Here is a 20,169-nt window from a genome sequence, read left to right on the forward strand (position 1 = left end):
CGAAGAGGCCCGCACCCCGAACCCGGGGTGCGGGCCTCGTCGCGTGTGCGGACGGGTGCGGGGAGGGTCAGTCCTCGCCGAGGTACGCCTTGCGTACGGACTCGTCGTGGAGGAGGTCCTGGCCGGTCCCGGAGAGGACGATCTTGCCGACTTCCATGACGTGGCCGGCGTCGGCGAGGGAGAGTGCGGCTTGGGCGTTCTGTTCGACGAGGAGGATCGTCGTGCCCTGGGATTTCAGTTCGGCGATGGTCTCCATGATCTTCTGCATCATGATGGGTGAGAGGCCCATGGAGGGTTCGTCGAGCATGAGGAGTTTCGGCTGGGACATGAGGGCGCGGCCCATGGCGAGCATTTGTTGTTCGCCGCCGGAGAGGGTTCCTGCTGCTTGTTTTCTGCGTTCTCCGAGGATGGGGAAGAGTTCGTAGGCGCGGTTGATGTCTTTTTCGATGCCGGCTTTGTCGGAGCGGAGGTAGGCGCCGAGGCGGAGGTTGTTCTCGATGGTCATGCGGGGGAAGATGTGCCGGCCTTCGGGGGAGTGGGCGAGGCCGAGTGACACGATTTGGTCGGCGCGGTATTTCCTGAGGGCTTTGCCGTCGAAGGTGATGGAGCCGCCGACGGGCTTGAGGAGGCCGGAGATGGTGCGCAGGGTGGTGGTCTTGCCGGCGCCGTTGGTGCCGATCAGGGTGACGACTTGTCCTGCTTCGACGCTGAATGAGATGCCTTTGACGGCTTCGATCTTGCCGTAGGCGACGCGGAGGTCCTCGACTTCAAGGAGTGCGGTCATCAGTTGTTCTCCTCGAAGGGTTCGCCGAGGTAGGCGGCGATGACGCGGTCGTCCTGTTGGACCGTTTCGCTGGATCCTTCGACGAGTTTTTCGCCCTGGACGAGGACGGCGACGCGGTCGCAGAGGTTGAAGATGAAGCGCATGTCGTGCTCGATGACGAGGACGGCGATGCCCATGTCCCGGATGGCGAAGACGAGTTCTTCGGTGGCGCGGGTTTCTTGGGGGTTCATGCCGGCGGTGGGTTCGTCGAGGAGCAGGAGGCCGGGTTCGCTGGCGAGGGCGCGGGCGATCTCCAGCTTTCGTTGTTCTCCGTAGGGGAGGTTGCGGGAGAGGTGTTCGGCCTTGTCGGCGAGGCCGACGAATTCGAGGAGTTCGAGGGCGCGTGCTTTGGATGCTGCTTCGGCTTTGTGGAAGCCGGGGCCGCGCAGGAGTGCGGACCAGAGGCCTTCTTTTGTGCGGGTGTGGCGTCCGACGAGGACGTTTTCGAGGACGGTCATGTTGGCGAAGAGGCGGATGTTCTGGAAGGTGCGGGCGATTCCCGCGGCGGTGACCTTGAAGGATTTCGCCGGCAGGACGTCGCCCTTGTAGCGGACTTCGCCTTCGGTGGGGATGTAGAGGCCGGTGAGGCAGTTGAAGAAGGTGGTTTTGCCGGCGCCGTTGGGGCCGATGAGGCCGACGATTTCGCCGCTGTTGACGGTGAGGTCGACGGAGCGGACGGCGGTGAGTCCGCCGAAGCGCATGGTGACGCCGCGGGCGTCGAGGACGGTCTGGCCGGTCGGGGTGGCCGGGGTGCGGTCCTCTTGGGTGGTGTCGGTTGTCATTGGGTCAGACCCCTGTCTTGCTGAGGGCTGCGGGTGGCGGCGTCTCGCCGGGGCTGAGTTCGGCCTCGTGGAACTCGAGCTGGCGGCGGCGGTTGGGGATGAGGCCTTCGGGGCGGAAGCGCATGAGGAGGACGAGGGCGAGGCCGAAGGCGAAGAGCTGGTAGTCGCCGAGGAATTGGAGCTTGTTGGGGATGAGGTAGAGGAGTGCGGCGCCGACGAGGGGGCCGCTGATGGTGCCCATGCCGCCGAGGACGACGGCTGCCAGGAGGAAGGCGGAGTTGGGTGGTACGGAGTTGGCGAACTGGTATTGCTCGGGGGTCACGGTGTAGGTGACGTGTGCTTGGACGGTGCCGGCGAGTCCGGCGAGGGAGGCGCCGAGGGCGAAGGCGATGAGTTTGACGCGGAAGCCGTTGATGCCCATGGCGAGGGCGGCGGTCTCGTCTTCGCGGATGGCGACCCAGGCGCGTCCGATGCGGGAGTTCTCGCTGCGGCGGAAGACGAGGACGACGACGAGGGTGATGAGCAGCATCAGGAAGAAGTAGTTCGCGAATCGGCCGATGGTGAAGCCGAGGATGCTGTGTTCGACGCCGAAGTCGAAGCCGAGGATCTTCAGGTTGGGGATGGAGGAGATGCCGTTGGATCCGTTGGTGATGTCGGGTCCGGAGGATCCGTCGGAGTTGTTGGCGGCGATGCGGAAGATCTCGCCGAAGCCGAGGGTGACGATGGCGAGGTAGTCGCCGCGCAGGCGCAGGGTGGGTGCGCCGATGAGGACGCCGAAGATCAGGGAGGCGCAGGCGCCGACGAGGATGGCTCCCCAGAAGGGGAGGTGGATGTCGAAGGGTGAGGCGGGGGATCCGGAGACCATGGAGGCGGCGTAGGCGCCGACGCCGAGGAAGGCGACGTATCCGAGGTCGAGGAGTCCGGCGAGGCCGACGACGATGTTCAGGCCGAGGGCGACGGTGGCGAAGATGAGGATGTAGACGCCGATGGTGGCGTATTGGTCGTCGCTCTGGGTGAAGGGGAAGGCCGCGGCGGCGAGGAACGCTCCGGTGAGGGTGACGTTGCGGTGTCGTGCGGTGAAGGCGGAGACGTAGGCGACGAGGCCGGCTTTGGAGAGTGCGGCGAAGCCGAGGCCGACGGTGATGAGGAACCCGATGAAGAGCTGGTCGTATTCGGTGCCGATGCCGTAGGTGAAGACGAACAGGCCGACGGCGAGGGCGGCGATGATGCCGAGGATCTCGACGTAGGAGTTCAGTTTGCGTGGCGGGGCGGCGGGTTCGGCGGCGAAGGCGCCCTTGAGGGTCGTCTTGCTGTTGCGCGCGCGGTGTTTGAACTGTTCCCAGGAGCTGTCTTCGGGGTCCACCGGGTAGGTGTGGGGCCGTTCGAAGGGCAGGGCGAGTGCGCCGACGAGGGCGGTGAGGGTGGCGAGGGCCGCGATCCAGCCGCCGGGTTCGAGGTTGGCGAGTCCGCCGAGTTCCTCGCTGATGGCGAACATGGTGTACCAGGTGGTGGCGAAGGCGGCGAGTGCGGCGTATTTGAGGGCGGCGTCGGCTCCGGCGGGGGCGATGACGCGGAGGCCCTTGATGCCGTAGGAGGCGAGTGCGTAGAGGGTGGTGAGGGCGCCTGCGATGAGGACGAGCCATTGGAGGCCGCCGGGGTAGCCGTAGACGGTGAGGTCGCCGGGGAATGCGGCGGTCCAGGTCCAGGCGAGGAAGGCGGAGATGATGGTGAGGATGCCGCCGCCGGTGGCGAGTGCGCGGGCGGGGCCGGGTGGGATGGGGAGGAGTCCGGTGGGGGCCTTGTCCTTGTGCGGGTGGGCGTTGTCGGCCGTGGTGTGCTGTGTGGTCATGGTGGTCACGCCCTGTCCGCGACGCGCTCGCCGAGGAGGCCTTGGGGCCTGACGAGGAGGACGACGATGAGGAGTACGAAGGCCCAGACGTCGGCCCAGGACTGGCCGCCGAGTTTGTCCATGCCGGGGACGTCGTTGATGTAGGCGGTGGCCATGGATTCGGCGAGGCCGAGGACGAGGCCGCCGATCATGGCGCCGTAGATGTTGCCGATGCCGCCGAGGACGGCGGCGGTGAAGGCTTTGAGGCCGAGGATGAATCCCATGCGGAAGTCGATCTGGCCGTATTTGAGGCCGCGGCAGACGGCGGCGATGCCGGCGAAGGCGGCGCCGATGGCGAAGGCGACGACGATGACGCGGTCGGTGTTGATCCCCATGAGTTTGGCGGTGTCGGGGTCCTGGGCGGTGGCCTGCATGCCGCGGCCGATGCGTGTCTTCATGACGAAGTAGCCGAGGACGACCATGCAGAGGGGTGCCATGACGAGCAGGAAGATGTCGGCGGGCTGCATGGTGACGGAGCCGATGTGGATGGTGCCGCCGGGGAGTTCGGGGAAGGAGCGGGCCGATTTGGCTTCGGGGTACCAGGCCCAGACGGCTTGCTGGAGGGCGAGGGAGAGGCCGATGGCGGTGATGAGCGGGGCGAGGCGTGGTGCGCCGCGCAGGGGCCGGTAGGCGAATCGTTCCGCGCCGATGGCGATGGTGGTGGAGACGAAGATGGCGCCGACGAGCATGAGGGGGAGTGCGGTCCATACGCTGGTGCCCGCGGGGAGCCAGAGCCAGACGGTGAGGGCGCCGAAGCCGCCGGTCATGAAGATCTCGCCGTGGGCGAAGTTGATGAGCTGGACGATGCCGTAGACCATTGTGTAGCCGATGGCGATCAGGCCGTACATGGATCCCAATAGCAGGCCGTTGACCAGCTGTTGCGGCAGTTCGTGCACCGCAGGTCCTCCGAGTCTTTCGGTGTCGTGCGGCCGTCGTGCGGTGGCTCATCGGCCTGTGCGCGGCCGCACGGTCAGTGACGAGTGCGACGGGGATGCGACGCCGCGCGGGGCGCTGTGGTGCGGCGCCCCGCGCGGTGTGTCGTGGGCTGCGGGTCGTACGTCAGTTGGATCCGGTGTAGGTGCCGGATTCGACGGGCTTCCAGCCGCTCTTGGGGTCGGTCGACTTGACCTGGTAGACGGTGAGCTGCTTGTTGGTGGCGTCGCCGTACTCGTCGAAGGAGACCTTGCCGGTCACGCCGTCGAAGGAGACGTCCTTCATGGCGTCGATGACCTTGGCGCGGGCGTCGGAGGGGAGTTTGCCGTCGTTGTCGTCGACGACCTTCTTGACGGCTTCGATGATGGCCCAGGCGCTGTCGTAGGAGTAGCCGCCGTAGGCCTCGTAGGCCTCCTTGTAGCCGGCCTTCTTGTAGTTGGCGATGAACTCCTTGGCGGAGGGGAGTTCTTCGACGGGCTGGCCGACGGAGGTGGCGTAGTCGCCGATGCCCTGCTTGCCGGAGAGCTTGATGAAGTCGGCGCTGTAGATGCCGTCGCCGCCGACGAGGGGGGCTTTGGAGCCGGCCTGCTTCATCTGCTTGCTGAGGGGGCCTGCCTGGGGGTATTCGCCGCCGTAGTAGACGAGGTCGGCGTCGCTGTTGCGGATCTTGGTGGCGACGGCGCCGAAGTCCTTGGTGTCGGGGTTGATGTGTTCGGTTCCGACGACCTTGCCGCCGAGCTTGGTGAACTCGTCCTTGAAGGTGGCGGCGAGGCCTGCGCCGTAGGTCTTCTTGTCGTCGACGACGAAGACCTTCTTCTTCTTGGCCTTGTTGTAGAGGTACTGCGCGGCGAAGGGGCCCTGGATCGCGTCGGTGGTGGCCGTGCGGAAGTAGGACTTGTAGGGCCGCACCTTTTTGCCGCCGTTCCAGTCCGCGCCCTGGGAGAGGGCGGGGTTGGTGTTGGCGGGGGAGACCTGGACGAGCTTGGCGTCGTCGAAGACCTTCTGCATGGACTCGGCGACGGAGGAGTTCAGGGGGCCGACGGCGCCGAGGACTTCCTTGTCGGCGACGAGCTTGGTCGCGTTGGTCTGGCCGGACGAGGGCTGGCCCTGGTCGTCGAGGGCCTGGATCTTGAAGGTGACGCCGTCGACGTACTTCTTGGCGTTGGCCTGCTTGGTGGCGAGGTCGACGGAGTTGCGGATGCCGAGGCCCAGCGCGGAGAGTTCTCCGGTCAGTGGCGCGTCCACGCCGATGATGACCGTGGTGCCACCGCCCCCGGCGCTGTCCTTGTCCTTGTCGTCGCGCGAGCCACAGGCGGTGAGGGTGAGTGCCCCCGCGGTGAGTGCGGCGGTGATGGCTATGAGCGAACGTTGGCGCACGATCAGTCCTTTCCCCTGGCACGGCTGTCCCTTGTTGGGATGCCGAGTCGAGCGCGGAACCGAACTGACAGGAATCCGGTGGGCGCGGTGACTGGCCGTGACTCTAAGGGCGCCTTTGTTCCAGGTGGAGTGGTCGGACCAAGGCTGTGACGCTCTTGTTATGCCACGGAGTATTCCGGGCTGGAACGCAGGGGGCGGTTGGGGCTGAATATTGCCTTGTTCGGTGGGTCTAGACGTATCCGCATGCTGAGAATCTCCAGGACAACTGGCAGGACTGTAAGGTCGTTTGACTCATGACAGTGGTGTTCGTGGGCATGCGGCGGCCAGGGCGCGAGAAAGATCATTCGCGTATTCCGGACCGAGGATGTAACTCTGCTTCTCGATTGCGCGCGTATTACGCAGCGTTACTTCCACGAAAGGGAGTCCGGCGTTCCGGGGCACTTCTCCGCATTCGCGAATGTGCATCGTGATGATCAACTTCCGGGGAGTTCCCGTTTTCACCGTGAAAGGGGCGGGAGGGGATGTGCTGACCGAAAGCGCCGCCGATGGCTGGGTGACGCGACGGACGGTGGCCGGCGGCCCCGACTCCTGCGAGACGGTGACGGCGAAGGTGAAGTTCCGCTCCCCGGCGCGAGGGCTCGACATGTCGCCCGCGTACTTCACGGACACGCTCTGCGACGGCCAGGGCGGGGGTGGTGGGGGCGGTGGCTCGGGGCGGGTCAGATAGAGGGTGGTCCCGGTGGCGGCGACGAGCGCGGCCGCGGTGATCGCCAGCGCCGTGCGGCGGTGGCGGAGCCGGTGCGGATCGAGCCGCACCGGGCGTGGCTCGGTCGTCTCGTGGTCGAAGGTGTCCTCGCCCGGCTCGACGGGGCCGATGGCGTTCACACCCACGGCCCGCCGCTCGGCCCGCCGTCGCGGTAGCGCTCGGCGCACCGCTTGCGGGCCTGACGGTCGATCAACTGCCGTCCGTCGTCGGTGGATGTGCGTTTTCGTTCGGCGCGCGCGGCGTCCAGGATGTCGCGCAGGATCATGTACTGCCCGTTGGACAGGCCCATCGACTGGTAGTCGCCGTAGCCGGAGTCCCCCGAGTCGTAGATCTTCCGTGCCCACTTGGCGATGACCGTGGCGCAGAGGTCGGCGGGGGCGGTGGTGCCCGGGGAGGCCGTGGGGGGCGTGGTGGTGCCGTCGGCGTCCGGGGTCCCCGAGTCGCCGCAGCCCGCGGTGGCGAGTGTCAGGGGGAGGGCGAGGGCGAGCGCACAGAGCCGTATCCGGTGCCTCATGCACCGACGCTAGACCGGAGCGTCACGCTCCGACAATGTGTGTGCGCCCGCCGGGTGGGGCGGACGCGGGCGCCCGCCGCGGGGGGGCCGGCGGTGGATCCCGTGCGGGCGCACGGGATCCGGGGAGGCCGGCGCGTGGTCAGCCGGCCGCGGCGGCCGTGGCTCCGCCGCCCGCGGGGACGTCCCGCAGCATGCACGTCAGGCGCGCGCTGCACACCCGCTTGCCCTCCTCGTCACTGATCGCGATCTCGTACGTCGCCGTGGAGCGGCCCCGGTGCACGGGCGTGGCCACGCCGGTGACCAGGCCGGAGCGGGCGCCGCGGTGGTGCGTGCAGTTCAGGTCGACGCCGACGGCGAGCTTGGTGATGCCGCCGTGCAGCATCGCGCCGACCGAGCCGAGGGTCTCGGCGAGCACGGCGGAGGCGCCGCCGTGCAGCAGGCCATAGGGCTGGGTGTTGCCCTCGACCGGCATGGTGCCGACGACCCGCTCCGCCGAGGCCTCCAGGATCTGCACGCCCATGCGGGTGCCGAGGTGCCCCGCGGAGAACAGAGAGGGCAGGTCCACACCGAGCGAGGCGTACTCGTCGATGACCTCCTGCGGGAACTTCACGCTGTGCTGCTCACCCATGGGGCCCGGCTCCGTTCGTCGTCCACTTGTCGCTTGGTGGCTGAGCAAACGCTCAGTCGGTCGATGATTGTTCCAGGCGTACGACGACGGACTTGCTGGCAGGGGTGTTGCTGGTGTCGGCGGTGGCATCCAGCGGCACCAGGACGTTGGTCTCGGGGTAGTACGCGGCGGCGCAGCCCCGGGCCGTCGGGTAGTGCACGACCCGGAAGCCGTCCGCGCGGCGCTCCACGCCGTCCCGCCACTCGCTGATCAGGTCCGCGTACGACCCGTCGGCGAGGCCCAGCCCGGCCGCGTCGTCGGGGTGGACCAGGACCACGCGGCGGCCGTTCCTGATGCCGCGGTAGCGGTCGTCCAGGCCGTAGATCGTGGTGTTGTACTGGTCGTGCGAGCGCAGCGTCTGCAGCAGGAGCCGCCCCTTGGGCAGGTCCGGGTACTCGACGGGGGCCGCCGTGAAGTTGGCCTTGCCGGTGGCGGTGGGGAAGCGGCGCTCGTCGCGCGGGGCGTGCGGCAGGGCGAAGCCGCCGGGGCGGGCCACCTTCTCGTTGAAGTCCTCGAAGCCGGGGATCACGCGCGCGATGCGGTCGCGCACGGTGGCGTAGTCCTGCTCGAACTCCTCCCAGGGCGTACGGGAACCGCTGCCGAGGACGCGGCGCGCGAGGCGGCACACGATGGCGGGTTCGGAGAGCAGCTGCTTGCCCGCGGGCTCCAGGCGGCCCCGCGAGGCGTGCACCATGCCCATGGAGTCCTCGACGGTGACGAACTGCTCGGCGCTCTTCCCGTCCGGGGTGATCCGCGCATCGCGCTCGGTGCGCCCGAGCGTCGGCAGGATCAGGGCGCGGGCGCCCGTGACGGCGTGCGAGCGGTTCAGCTTCGTCGAGACGTGCACGGTCAGGCGGGCGCGGCGCATCGCGGCCTCGGTGACGTCCGTGTCGGGGGAGGCGGCGACGAAGTTGCCGCCCATCGCGAAGAACACCTTCGCCTCGCCGTCGCGCAGCGCCCGGATGGCGCGGACGACGTCCAGGCCGTGTTCGCGGGGCGGCGCGAAGCCGAACTCCTTCTCCAGGGCGTCGAGGAACGCGGGCGCGGGCCGCTCGAAGATGCCCATCGTGCGGTCGCCCTGCACGTTCGAATGGCCGCGCACCGGGCAGACGCCCGCGCCGGGCCGGCCGATGTTGCCGCGCAGCAGCAGGAAGTTGACGACCTCGCGGATGGTGGGCACCGCGTGCTTGTGCTGGGTCAGGCCCATCGCCCAGCACACGACGGTGCGCTGCGAGGCGAGCACCATGCGCAGGGCCTCTTCGATGCGCTCGCGCTCCAGGCCCGTCGCCGTGAGGGTCTCGTCCCAGTCGGCGGCGCGGGCGGCGGCGGCGAAGTCCTCGTAGCCGTGGGTGTGTTCGCGGACGAATTCTTCGTCGACCGCGCCGTCCGTCTCCAGGATCAGCTTGTTCAGGAGGCGGAAGAGGGCCTGGTCGCCGCCGAGGCGGATCTGCAGGAAGAGGTCGGTCAGGGCGGTGCCCTTGAGCATGCCCTGCGGGGTCTGGGGGTTCTTGAAGCGCTCCAGGCCGGCCTCGGGCAGCGGGTTGACCGTGATGATCCGCGCGCCGTTGTTCTTGGCCTTCTCCAGGGCGGAGAGCATGCGCGGGTGGTTCGTGCCGGGGTTCTGCCCGGCGACGATGATCAGGTCGGCTTTGTAGAGGTCGTCGAGCAGGACGCTGCCCTTGCCGATGCCGATCGTCTCGGTCAGCGCGGAGCCGGACGACTCGTGGCACATGTTCGAGCAGTCGGGCAGGTTGTTCGTGCCGAGCTCGCGGGCGAACAGCTGGTAGAGGAACGCCGCCTCGTTGCTCGTGCGGCCCGAGGTGTAGAAGACGGACTCGTCGGGGGAGTCGAGGGCCTCGATCTCCTCGGCGATGATGTCGAAGGCCCGCTCCCAGGACACCGGTTCGTAGCGCTCGGCGCCGTCCGCCAGGTACATGGGGTGGGTGAGGCGGCCCTGCTGGCCCAGCCAGTACCCGCTGCGGGTGGCGAGGTCGGCGACGGGGTGCGCGGCGAAGAAGTCGGGCGTGACGCGGCGCAGCGTGGCTTCCTCGGCGACCGCCTTCGCGCCGTTCTCGCAGAACTCCGCCTTGTGGCGGTGGTCCGGCTCGGGCCAGGCGCAGCCGGGGCAGTCGAAGCCGTCCTTCTGATTGACGCGCAGCAGCGTCAGCGCGGTGCGGCGCACGCCCATCTGCTGCTGTGCGATCCGCAGGGTGTGACCGATGGCGGGCAGGCCCGCCGCGGCGTGCTGCACCTGGGCTACCTGCGGCGCGTCCTGGACCGGATCGCCCTTGGGCGGCTTGCTTGCCATGGTCGGCTCCCCTTCGAGCACAGGCGTGAGGTATGTCTCCGATCCTCCCACGCGACGGTGACAATGCCCGGCGCAGGGGTCGGGCGGGGCCGGACTGTCAGTGGGGCGTGGCAGGATCGGGGACGTGGCAGAAACAGCATCGAAGAAGAAGTCCGAGACCGCGGCGACGAAGGCCCCCGGGGCGAGCGACGGGCAGCGCCCGCGGCTGCTCCTCATGGACGGGCACTCCCTGGCGTACCGGGCGTTCTTCGCGCTGCCCGCGGAGAATTTCACGACCGCGACGGGCCAGCCGACGAACGCGATCTACGGCTTCGCGTCGATGCTGGCGAACACGCTGCGCGACGAGGCGCCCACGCACTTCGCGGTGGCGTTCGACGTCTCGCGCAAGACGTGGCGCTCCGAGGAGTTCCCCGAGTACAAGGCGAACCGCTCCAAGACCCCGGACGAGTTCAAGGGGCAGGTCGAGCTGATCGGCGAGATGCTCGACGCGATGCACGCGGTGCGTTTCGCGGTCGACGGCTTCGAGGCGGACGACGTCATCGCCACCCTGGCCACGCAGGCGGAGGCGGCCGGCTTCGAGGTCCTGATCGTCACGGGTGACCGTGACTCCTTCCAGCTGATCACCGACCACGTGACGGTGCTGTACCCGACGAAGGGCGTCTCGGAGCTGACGCGCTTCACTCCGGAGAAGGTCCAGGAGAAGTACGGCCTGACCCCGAGCCAGTACCCCGACTTCGCGGCGCTGCGCGGCGACCCGTCGGACAACCTGCCGGGCATTCCGGGGGTCGGTGAGAAGACCGCCGCGAAGTGGATCAACCAGTTCGGTTCGTTCGCCGACCTCGTGGAGCGCGCCGAGGAGGTCAAGGGCAAGGCCGGGCAGAACTTCCGCGACCACCTGGAGTCGGTGAAGCTCAACCGCCGCCTGACGGAGATGGTGCGCGACGTCGAACTGCCCAGGACGGTCGAGGAGTTGGAGCGCGCGGCGTACGACCGTACGGCGCTCGCGATGGTCCTGGACACCCTGGAGATCCGCAATCCCTCGCTGCGGGAGCGGCTCCTGGCCGTCGACCCGGGCGCCGAGGAGGCCGAGCAGACCCCGGTGGAGCCGGGCGTCGAGCTGGACGGCGCGGTGCTGGGCGCGGGCGAGCTCGCCCCGTGGCTGGCCGAGCACGGCACGGCGGTGCTCGGCGTCGCCACGGTCGACACCTGGCAGCTGGGCGCGGGCACCGTCACCGAGGTCGCGCTCGCCGCGGCCGGCGGGGCGGCCGCGTGGTTCGACCCCTCCGCCCTGGACGAGTCCGACGAGAACGCGTTCGCGCAGTGGATCGCCGACCCGGCCAGGCCGAAGGTCATGCACAACGCCAAGGGCGCGATGCGGGTCTTCCCCGAGCACGGCTGGACGGTCGACGGCGTCACCATGGACACGGCGCTCGCCGCGTATCTGGTGAAGCCGGGCCGCCGTTCCTTCGCCCTGGACGCGCTGTCCCTGGAGTACCTGGGCCGTGAGCTGGCGCCCGCCTCCGCGGCCGACGGCCAGCTCGCCTTCGGTACGGAGGAGGACGACCAGGCCGAGGCCGAGTCGCTGATGGCGCAGGCCCGGACGATCCTCGACCTCGGTGCGGCCTTCGGGGACAAGCTCCCGGAGGTCGGCGCGGGCGACCTGCTGACGGACGTCGAACTGCCGACGTCCACGCTGCTGGCCCGCCTGGAGCGGCACGGCATCGCGGCCGACCGCGCCCACCTGGAGTCCATGGAGCAGCAGTTCGCGGGCGCGGTGCAGCAGGCGGTGAAGGAGGCGCACGCGGCGGCCGGGCGCGAGTTCAACCTGGGTTCGCCCAAGCAGCTCCAGGAAGTCCTCTTCGGTGAGCTGAACCTCCCCAAGACGAAGAAGACCAAGACCGGTTACACCACGGACGCCGACGCGCTGGCCTGGCTGGCCGCCCAGACGGAGAACGAACTGCCGGTCGTCATGCTCCGCCACCGCGAGCAGGCGAAGCTGCGGGTGACCGTCGAGGGTCTGATCAAGACGGTCGCCGCGGACGGCCGCATCCACACCACGTTCAACCAGACGGTGGCGGCGACGGGCCGGCTCTCCTCCACGGACCCCAACCTCCAGAACATCCCGGTCCGCACCGACGAGGGCCGGGCGATCCGCCGCGGCTTCGTGGTCGGCGAGGGCTTCGAGTCCCTGATGACCGCGGACTACAGCCAGATCGAACTGCGCGTGATGGCCCACCTGTCCGAGGACGAGGGTCTCCTGGAGGCGTTCACGTCCGGCGAGGACCTGCACACCACGGTCGCCTCGCAGGTGTTCGGCGTGGACGGCTCCGACGTCGACGCGGAGATGCGGCGCAAGATCAAGGCCATGTCGTACGGCTTGGCGTACGGCCTGTCCGCCTTCGGCCTCTCGCAGCAGCTGAACATCGACGCGGGCGAGGCGCGTGCGCTGATGGACACGTACTTCGAGCGGTTCGGCGGGGTGCGGGACTATCTGCGCCGCGTCGTCGACGAGGCCCGCGCGACGGGGTACACGGAGACGATGCTGGGGCGCCGCCGGTATCTGCCCGACCTCAACAGCGACAACCGCCAGCGGCGCGAGATGGCCGAGCGGATGGCGTTGAACGCGCCGATCCAGGGCACGGCCGCGGACATCGTCAAGATCGCCATGCTGAACGTGCACGGTGCGCTGACCGAGGCGAAGCTCGACTCCCGGATGCTGCTCCAGGTCCACGACGAAATCGTCCTGGAGATCGCTCCCGGTGAGCGGGCGAAGGTGGAGGAGCTGGTCCGCAGGGAAATGGCCGGGGCGGTGACGCTGCGGGCGCCGCTGGATGTGTCGGTGGGGGTCGGCGCGGACTGGGAATCCGCGGCGCACTAGCCCTCCCGGGCCGGGAGACCACCACCGGGCTCGGCCCCCCCCCCTCTGGCGGGGGGGCCTTGCCCCTGTGGGGCTGTGTGTTTCCGCTTCGGGTGCGGGTGGGTTGTGGCTGGTCGCGCAGTTCCTCGCGCCCCTTCCGGGGGCTTGTGTTGGTGTTCCGCTGCGGGTGAGGTGTGGTTGCTCGCGCCGTTCCCCGCGCCCCTTTCGTGGCCCGTGTCGTTGTTCTGGTGCGGGTTCGTGCTGGCTGGGCGCGCAGTTCCCCGCGCCCCTTCCGGCGCAGGTTCACCCCTGCCCCCGTGCCTCTGCGGCGCATTGGGCCCCAGGAGTCCGTTCGAGCCCCGCGCAGCGGGCCCTCACTCGCGTGGCCCCCGGCAAGGCGCCTCCCGGCGGGAGCGGGGGTCAGGATGAGCGCATGGCCCCTCACCTGCGAAAGTGCCGTGTCGCCGTTGTCGCGGCGGTCACGACGGCCCTGTTGGCCCCCATACCGGCGACCGCCGCCGAAGCCAGTCGTCAGCAGGGCGCGGCCCTCTGCACGGCAGGCCGCGACCGTTCCCTCGCCGCCCGGATGTCCCAGGACATCCGGGCGGCGCTGTCGTCCAGGCGGGGCAGCGTCTCCGTCTCCGTGCACGACACCCGCACCGGACTCGTGTGCAACCTCGCGAGCCACCGCCGCTACGACGCGGCGAGCATCACCAAGGTCCTGATGATGGAGGCCGCGCTGCGCCGCGCGCAGGACTGGCGCCGCGAACTCACCGACTGGGAGCGCCGCAAGATCCGCCCCATGATCACCGTCTCGGACAACAACGCGGCCTGGCGGCTGTGGAACGACCTCGGCCACCCCTACCTCTCCCGCTTCCTGAGCCGCGTCGGCACCACCGCCACCACCCTTGGCCCGTCCCGGCTCTGGGGCCTGACCCGCACCACGTCGGGCGACCAGTTGCGGCTGCTCGGCGTGCTCACCGGGGCCCGCGACACCCTGCGGCCGAGCGCGCGTGCGTACGGTCTGAAGCAGCTGGCCGAGGTGCGGCGCGACCAGCGCTGGGGGGTGCCCGCGGGGATGCCGCGCGGCGTCCGCGCCCACCTCAAGAACGGCTGGCTGCCCCGTGCGACGAACGGCTGGCGCGTGCACAGCGTCGGCGCGTTCACCGGCGTGGGACGTACGTACCGCATCGTCGTCCTCACCCATGGCAACCCGTCGATGGCGTACGGGGTGCGGACCGTGGAACGCGTCGCGCAGGCCGTGCACCGGGGGCTGAACAAGGGCCGGGCCATCGCCCAGGGCCTCACCCCGGAGAGCGCGATCAGCGAGGTGCCCGACGGGTCGGCGCCGCCGGAGTGCGCGGGCGGGGAGCCCACGCCGTAGCGGCCGGTCCGCGAGGCCGCGTAACAGCCCTGTCGCGGCCTGCTGGCCAACCGGTAAAAACCGGGCACGAACGGGTGCCTGGGCGCATGTAGTTGTCGTAGTGTCGCCTGAGTCGGCCCTCTGCGGGCACGCGCGTGCGAAGGCATGCGTGTGCGTACAGGACAGCGTGTACGGATGTGGGGGCGGCGCGCAACAGTCGTCAAAGGGGAGGGGTGGCTCGGTCATGGCGCCGGTATTCGGCAGGCGGCTGCGCAGGGGAGCGGTGACCACGGCGGTGGCCGCGGCGGCGGTGGCGGCGCTCGCCGCGTCGCAGGCCCCGGGAGCGGCGAACCTCCCACGCGACGAGCGGACCGCGGACTCCTCGGACAGCACACCGCCGCCCGGCGGCGACTCCGCGACCGGCAACTCGCCCTACTTCACGGACCTGCCGCCCCTGCAGAGCCCCGTCCCGCCGACCGGCGCCCCGCCGGGCGGCGGTGACAAGGAGGCCGAGGCGGGCCTGCCGGCCACCGTCCTGGACGCGTACAAGAAGGCCGAGACCGCGCTCGCGACCGACAAGCCCGGCTGCAACCTCCCCTGGCAACTGCTCGCCGCCATCGGCAAGGTGGAGTCCGGCCAGGCCCGCGGCGGCCGCGTCGACGCCAACGGCACGACGCTCACCCCGATCCTCGGCCCGGTCCTGAACGGCAACGGCTTCGCGAAGATCACCGACACCGACGGCGGCGCGTACGACGGCGACACGACGCACGACCGCGCGGTCGGCCCCATGCAGTTCATCCCCTCGACGTGGGACACCTGGGGCCAGGACGGCAACGGCGACGGCAAGAAGGACCCCAACAACATCTACGACGCGGCGCTCGCCGCGGGCCGCTACCTGTGCGCGGCCGACCGCGACCTGTCCGTCGAGGCCGACCTGCACAAGGCGATCCTCAGCTACAACCGCTCCACGGAGTACCTGAACACGGTCCTGTCGTGGCTGGAGTACTACCGCAAGGGCACCCACGAGGTCCCGGACGGCAAGGGCGTCCTGCCGGACGACCGCAGCGACAGCCGGTACCCGGGCGTCACCCCGAACCCGGTGCCGGGCACCGGCTCGCCCTCGCACACGCCGGTCAAACCCGGCACGGACAAGCCCGGCACGGACAAGCCCGGCGACAAGCCGGACAAGCCCAACAGGCCGGGCGACGGCGGCGGCAGCACCAAGCCCAAGCCGCCGGGCGAGGGCGGCAACGAGACGCCCACGCCGAGCGAGCGGGTCGACGCGCTGGCGAACGCCGGGACGGGCGACCTCGTCGCGAAGACGGGCGACGCCTTCACCGAGCGGATCGAGGTGCGCGCGCTCTCCAAGTCGGGCGCGTTCGTGCCCAAGGCCAAGGTGAAGTTCACCGTCGTCGGTGACACGGACGCCCGCTTCGACGGCGGCGCCAGGAGCGCCACCGTCACCACGAGCGGTTCGGGCAAGGCCACCGCCCCGGTGCTCGAAGCGGGCGAGAAGGCCGGGAAGTTCACCGTGCGCGCCACGGTCGTGGGCGGCCGGGCGACCGGCGTCGACTTCGAGGCCGAGGTCACCGCCCGGCAGGCCGACGCGCTCGCCAGGACCGGCGACAAGGCGCTGGTCTGCGAGACGGGCAAGGAGTTCGCCGACCAGGTCGAGGTCAAGGCGACGTACAAGGGCGAGGCGGCCGGCGGCGTCGCGACCACCGCCACCCTGATCACGTCGGCCACCGACGCGACGGTCAACGACAAGGGCCCCTACTTCAAGGACGCGGACGGCAAGCCGGTCCGCACCCTCAAGGGCCTGAAGACCGGCGCGAACGGCGTGCTGAAGCTCCCGAAGCTGTACGCGGACGACGCGGAGGGCACCTATCTGCTGCGGATCGCCACGGCGGGCGGCGCCACCCTCACCGTCGAGCTGAAGGTGACCGAGCCGGAGCCCGACGCGACGCCGTCGCCGACGGAGTCCGGCAGCGCCTCGCCCGGCGCCACCCCGAGCGCCTCGCCCGGCGCCTGACCGGGCGGCCGCCGGGCCGCCGCACGACCGCAGGGGACCGCCCCTTCGCCACCCGTGGCGGAGGGGCGGTCCGTGTTTGTGCAACGTGTTCTCATCTCGCCCCTCCGTTGCTACGGTGCCCGCCCTGACGCCCTATCAGTTCCGGCCGTACGCCGAATCGGGAGGCCCCGCATGCGCGCCCTCATCGCCGCCGCCACCGGCCTCGCCGTCGCGTTCGCCCTGGTCCTGACGATCACGGCGATCGGCGCCCCACCGGGCGAGACGTCCCCGAAACCGCTCCTCACCACCGTCCCCAAGCACCCGTAGACGTAGGGAGGGTCGCCGCGATGCGCCGCAAGGCCAGCCTCGTCCTGCTCGCCTTCGCCGTGTTCTTCACGGCCATGTCCCCGCTCATGCGCTGGTACGCCTTCCCGCGCCTCGCGAAGATCCCGCCGAGCCAGTACCAGGAGGCGGTCCTGGAGGCGAAGAACCCCACCCTCATCGACTACGGCTCCATGAAGGCCAAGAAGGTCGACAAGGTCACCATCGTGCAGACCCTCAAGGGCAACGTGGAGGCCTCCGAGAAGATCGAGAAGAGCGCGGACCGCGACGTCGTGGTCTGGGACGCCCTGTCCTACGTCCAGGACGCCGAGGGCAAGATGGTCTCCAAGGTCCCCGAGCGCTACATCTTCGACGCCCACAGCCAGGAACCGGTCCACGCCACCGGGGAGTCGGTCGACGGGGACCCGGTCAAGCGCCAGGGCATCGAGTTCAAGTGGCCCTTCCTGACCGAGAAGAGGGACTACGAGTACTTCGACGCGCAGGCCCGCATCACCCGCCCCATCCACTACAAGGGCACCCGGAACTTCCGCGGCGTCGAGGTCTACTACTTCGAGCAGACCATCCCCTGGACCAAGGTCCCCTTCCCCAAGACGATGCCCGTCAAGGGCATCACTCCGGAGTCCCTCGCCAAGACCGGCACCACCCGCTGGTACACCACCGTCCGCAAGTTCTGGGTCGACCCGACCACCGGCGCCCCCGTCTACGGCGAGGAGATCCAGAACAACGAACTGCGCGGCGGCACCCTGCTCGGCGGACGCGACAAGGTCACCGTCTTCTCCGGGCACGTGAAGATGCGCGAGGACTACATCGAGCACACCGTCGACCTGGTCAAGTCCCAGCGCGTCCTGGTGCTCCTGCTGACCTCCTACCTGCCCTGGGGCTTCCTGGTCCTCGGCGTGCTCCTGCTGGCCCTCTCCCTGTGGCTGGAGGCCCGCGGCCGCAGGCCGGGCGAGCCCACCGCGAATGCCGACCGGGACCCCGAGCCCGAACCGGTCAACGCCTAGGCGCCGCCCTGCCTGGCCTGCCGCGCCTTGGTGTGGCGGGTCGGCTCGGCCGTCGCCGGATCCTCGGGCCACGGGTGCCTGGGATAGCGGCCGCGCAGATCGGCGCGGACCGCGCGGTAGCCGGACCCCCAGAAGGAGGCGAGGTCCGCGGTGACCGCCGCGGGACGCCCCGCGGGGGACAGCAGATGCACGAGCACCGGTACGCGCCCGTCCGCGATCCTCGGCGTCCGGGCGAGGCCGAACATCTCCTGGAGCTTCACGGCGAGCACCGGCTGCTCGGGATCGGCGTAGTCGATCCGGATCCTGGACCCGCTCGGCACCTCCAGGCGCTCGGGCGCCAGCTCGTCCAGGCGCGCGGCCTCACCGGTCGCCCACGGCAGGAGCCGCCCGAGCGCCTGCCCCGCGTCGACCCGCGCCAGATCGGCCCGCCGCCGCGCCGCCGACAGCTCGGGCTCCAGCCATTCGTCCACGCGCGCGTGGAGGGCGCTTTCCGATACGTCGGGCCAGGGCGCCCCCAGCTGCCGGTGCAGGAACGCGAGCCGCTCCCGCAGCTCCCGCGCACCCCGCGACCACGTCAGCAGCCCGGTCCCCTCCTCCCGCAGCCCGGCCACGAGCGCTTCTCGTACGAGCCCGGGGTCGGGGTCCCTGAGCGGCCGCACCGCGAGTTCCACCGCCCCCAGCCGCTCGACGTGCCGCGCGACCAGGTCGCCGCCGGCCCAGGCCACCTCGTCGCCCTCCGCGCGCAGCGGGGCCGCCGCGCTCCGTGCGATGTCCTCGTCGATGTGCCCGGCCAGCAGCACGCGCGCGTGCCCCGCGCCCACCGGCCGGTCGGCCACGGCCACCGCGAGCCACCGCGCCCCGCCCAGCGCCGAACCCTGCCGCACCTCGGCCCGCGTCCCGCCGGCCATCAGATACGCCCCGCCGCCCGCGTTCCTGGCCACCCGCTCGGGAAACGCGAGCGCCGCCACCAGACCGGCGACCCGCTCGTCCCCGCCGCCGTCCGCCGCCGCGGCACCGTCCTTCGGCGCCGACGACGCCAGGCGCCCGGCCTCGGCCCGCCAGCGCGCCGCGTAACCGTCCCCGCCCCGCCGTGCCGCACGCCAGGCCGACGCCAGCTCGTCCCCGTACTCACGCGGCGGCTCCTCGCTCAGGAGGGCCACCACCTCCGCCGCCCGGCGCGCACCGACCAGCGGCGCCGCGTCCAGCAGGGCCCGCGCCAGCCGCGGGTGCAGCCCCACCCGGGCCATCCGCGCACCCCGCTCCGTCACCCGGCCCGTGCCCGCGTCCACCGCCCCGACCGCCGCGAGGACCTCCCGCGCCGCCGCCATCGCACCGCCCGGCGGGGCATCGAGCAGGGCGAGCCCGGCGGCGTCCGGATCGCCCCAGCACGCCGCCTGGAGGGCGAACGCCGCGAGGTCCGCCACCTTGATCTCCGGCGCGGGAAAGCGCGGCAGACGCCCGTCCTCCGCCTGGTCCCAGCACCGGTACACGGCACCCGGCGCCTCGCGTCCGGCCCGGCCCGCCCGCTGCCGTCCCGCCGCCTGCGAGGCCCGTACCGTCGCCAGCGCGCTCAGCCCGCGCGCGTGGTCGACCCGCGGCTCCCTGGCCAGCCCCGCGTCCACGACGACCCGCACCCCCGGCACCGTCAGCGACGACTCGGCCACCGCCGTCGCCAGGACCACCCGGCGCCGCTCGCCCGCGGACAGCACCGCGTCCTGCACCGCGGCCGGCGCCCGCCCGTGCACCTGGAGCACCTCGACGTCCCCGAGCCCGCCCAGCTGCCCGGCCACCCGGGCGATCTCACCGACCCCGGGCAGGAAGCACAGGACGTCCCCGTCCCGCTCGGCCAGCGCCCGCCGCACCACCGACGCCACATGCGTCAGCAGCGCCGGATCCACCCGCATCCCGTGCGGCGGCCGCACCGGACGCGCGGGCGGCGCCCACACCACCTCCACGGGGTGCGCGACACCCCGCGCCTCCACCACCGGCGCGTCCCCGAGGATCCGTGCCCAGCCCTGCGCGTCGGTCGTCGCGGACGCCGCCACCAGACGCAGCTCGGGCCGCAGCGCCGCCCGCACGTCCACCAGGAAGGCCGCCACGGTGTCCGCGTCCAGATGCCGCTCGTGGCACTCGTCGAGGATCACGACGTCGACACCGGTCAGCTCCTGGTCCCGCTGCAGCCGTTGCAGCAGGACGCCCGTCGTGACGACCTCCACGCGCGTGCGCGGCCCCACCGCGCGCTCGCCGCGCACCGTGTAACCGACGCGGTCGCCGACCTTCTCGCCGAGCAGCCAGGCCATCCGCCGCGCGGCGGCCCGTGCGGCGATGCGCCGCGGCTCCGCCACGACGACGCGACGCCCGGCGCCGTCGGGGCCGTCGAGCAGACCCGCGAGATCCAGCGGCACCAGCGTCGTCTTGCCCGTGCCGGGCGGCGCGCACAGCACGGCGCTGCCCGGCCCCTCCAGAGCGGCGCGGAGGGCGGGCAGCGCGTCGCGTACGGGCAGGTCCAGGGCGTCGTAACGGAGACCGGTCAC

At 70.8% G+C, this 20,169-nt stretch carries 15 protein-coding genes; 5 read left to right on the plus strand and 10 right to left on the minus strand.

Annotated elements, in window-relative coordinates; genetic code table 11:
* Window positions 1-67: 67 nt before the first annotated feature.
* From AB0L89_RS24950 to AB0L89_RS24990, 9 genes are all read right to left on the minus strand, one after another.
* The gene (locus AB0L89_RS24950) at window positions 68-784 is read right to left on the minus strand and encodes an ABC transporter ATP-binding protein (protein WP_365144761.1); all 717 of its coding nucleotides are present in this window, start codon (window positions 782-784) and stop codon (window positions 68-70) included.
* Complete coding sequence (locus AB0L89_RS24955; RefSeq protein ID WP_237773595.1) at window positions 784-1,605, minus strand: ABC transporter ATP-binding protein; 822 nt, start codon at window positions 1,603-1,605, stop codon at window positions 784-786. The genes AB0L89_RS24950 and AB0L89_RS24955 overlap by 1 nt, the downstream gene beginning before the upstream one ends.
* A gap of 4 nt (window positions 1,606-1,609) precedes the next feature.
* Entirely contained in the window at window positions 1,610-3,454 is a 1,845-nt protein-coding gene (locus tag AB0L89_RS24960; RefSeq protein WP_365144765.1) for a branched-chain amino acid ABC transporter permease, read from the minus strand.
* A 5-nt stretch (window positions 3,455-3,459) separates the two neighbouring features.
* Window positions 3,460-4,389, minus strand: coding sequence for a branched-chain amino acid ABC transporter permease (locus AB0L89_RS24965; RefSeq protein WP_365144768.1), 930 nt, complete (start codon window positions 4,387-4,389; stop codon window positions 3,460-3,462).
* A 163-nt stretch (window positions 4,390-4,552) separates the two neighbouring features.
* On the minus strand, window positions 4,553-5,803 hold the full coding sequence (locus AB0L89_RS24970; RefSeq protein ID WP_365144771.1) for a branched-chain amino acid ABC transporter substrate-binding protein: 1,251 nt from the start codon (window positions 5,801-5,803) through the stop codon (window positions 4,553-4,555).
* Between the two features lie 291 nt (window positions 5,804-6,094).
* Window positions 6,095-6,688, minus strand: a complete 594-nt coding sequence (locus tag AB0L89_RS24975; protein WP_365144774.1) for a Tat pathway signal sequence domain protein — start codon at window positions 6,686-6,688, stop codon at window positions 6,095-6,097.
* The gene (locus AB0L89_RS24980) at window positions 6,685-7,083 is read right to left on the minus strand and encodes a hypothetical protein (RefSeq protein WP_365144777.1); all 399 of its coding nucleotides are present in this window, start codon (window positions 7,081-7,083) and stop codon (window positions 6,685-6,687) included. Before AB0L89_RS24980 ends, AB0L89_RS24975 begins: the two co-directional genes overlap by 4 nt.
* Before the next feature lie 139 nt (window positions 7,084-7,222).
* Window positions 7,223-7,711, minus strand: coding sequence for a hotdog fold thioesterase (locus tag AB0L89_RS24985; protein WP_365144780.1), 489 nt, complete (start codon window positions 7,709-7,711; stop codon window positions 7,223-7,225).
* 52 nt (window positions 7,712-7,763) lie between these two features.
* Window positions 7,764-10,058 carry an FdhF/YdeP family oxidoreductase gene (locus AB0L89_RS24990; protein ID WP_365144783.1) on the minus strand — a complete coding sequence of 765 codons (2,295 nt, stop codon included), beginning with the start codon at window positions 10,056-10,058 and terminating at the stop codon, window positions 7,764-7,766.
* 124 nt (window positions 10,059-10,182) lie between these two features.
* Between AB0L89_RS24990 and polA the strand changes: the two genes are divergently transcribed.
* From polA to AB0L89_RS25015, 5 genes are all read left to right on the plus strand, one after another.
* Entirely contained in the window at window positions 10,183-12,936 is a 2,754-nt protein-coding gene (gene polA, locus AB0L89_RS24995) for a DNA polymerase I (RefSeq protein ID WP_365144786.1), read from the plus strand.
* 412 nt (window positions 12,937-13,348) lie between these two features.
* Window positions 13,349-14,299, plus strand: coding sequence for a serine hydrolase (locus AB0L89_RS25000; protein ID WP_365144789.1), 951 nt, complete (start codon window positions 13,349-13,351; stop codon window positions 14,297-14,299).
* A 223-nt stretch (window positions 14,300-14,522) separates the two neighbouring features.
* Window positions 14,523-16,310 (plus strand): lytic murein transglycosylase, encoded by a 1,788-nt coding sequence (locus tag AB0L89_RS25005; RefSeq protein ID WP_365144792.1) that lies wholly within the window; start codon window positions 14,523-14,525, stop codon window positions 16,308-16,310.
* Between the two features lie 171 nt (window positions 16,311-16,481).
* The gene (locus tag AB0L89_RS25010) at window positions 16,482-16,616 is read left to right on the plus strand and encodes an SPW_0924 family protein (protein WP_107102075.1); all 135 of its coding nucleotides are present in this window, start codon (window positions 16,482-16,484) and stop codon (window positions 16,614-16,616) included.
* Window positions 16,617-16,636: 20 nt separating this feature from the next.
* Complete coding sequence (locus tag AB0L89_RS25015; protein WP_365144796.1) at window positions 16,637-17,635, plus strand: DUF3068 domain-containing protein; 999 nt, start codon at window positions 16,637-16,639, stop codon at window positions 17,633-17,635.
* Here AB0L89_RS25015 and hrpB read toward each other — a convergent pair.
* Window positions 17,632-20,169, minus strand: coding sequence for an ATP-dependent helicase HrpB (gene hrpB / locus AB0L89_RS25020; RefSeq protein ID WP_365144799.1), 2,538 nt, complete (start codon window positions 20,167-20,169; stop codon window positions 17,632-17,634). The genes AB0L89_RS25015 and hrpB overlap by 4 nt on opposite strands.

Source organism: Streptomyces sp. NPDC052114 (assembly GCF_040680155.1).
In the GTDB taxonomy this organism is placed as follows: Bacteria; Actinomycetota; Actinomycetes; order Streptomycetales; family Streptomycetaceae; genus Streptomyces.

What these genes read in the sequence shown, in the direction of transcription:
- AB0L89_RS25000 (WP_365144789.1), top strand. Translation starts at nt 13,349, where the DNA reads ATGGCCCCTCACCTGCGAAAGTGCCGTGTCGCCGTTGTCGCGGCGGTC.
- AB0L89_RS25010 (WP_107102075.1), top strand. Translation starts at nt 16,482, where the DNA reads ATGCGCGCCCTCATCGCCGCCGCCACCGGCCTCGCCGTCGCGTTCGCC.
- AB0L89_RS24960 (WP_365144765.1), bottom strand. Translation starts at nt 3,454, where the DNA reads ATGACCACACAGCACACCACGGCCGACAACGCCCACCCGCACAAGGAC.
- AB0L89_RS25005 (WP_365144792.1), top strand. Translation starts at nt 14,523, where the DNA reads ATGGCGCCGGTATTCGGCAGGCGGCTGCGCAGGGGAGCGGTGACCACG.
- AB0L89_RS25015 (WP_365144796.1), top strand. Translation starts at nt 16,637, where the DNA reads ATGCGCCGCAAGGCCAGCCTCGTCCTGCTCGCCTTCGCCGTGTTCTTC.
- AB0L89_RS24990 (WP_365144783.1), bottom strand. Translation starts at nt 10,058, where the DNA reads ATGGCAAGCAAGCCGCCCAAGGGCGATCCGGTCCAGGACGCGCCGCAG.
- AB0L89_RS24955 (WP_237773595.1), bottom strand. Translation starts at nt 1,605, where the DNA reads ATGACAACCGACACCACCCAAGAGGACCGCACCCCGGCCACCCCGACC.
- AB0L89_RS24980 (WP_365144777.1), bottom strand. Translation starts at nt 7,083, where the DNA reads ATGAGGCACCGGATACGGCTCTGTGCGCTCGCCCTCGCCCTCCCCCTG.
- AB0L89_RS24985 (WP_365144780.1), bottom strand. Translation starts at nt 7,711, where the DNA reads ATGGGTGAGCAGCACAGCGTGAAGTTCCCGCAGGAGGTCATCGACGAG.
- AB0L89_RS24950 (WP_365144761.1), bottom strand. Translation starts at nt 784, where the DNA reads ATGACCGCACTCCTTGAAGTCGAGGACCTCCGCGTCGCCTACGGCAAG.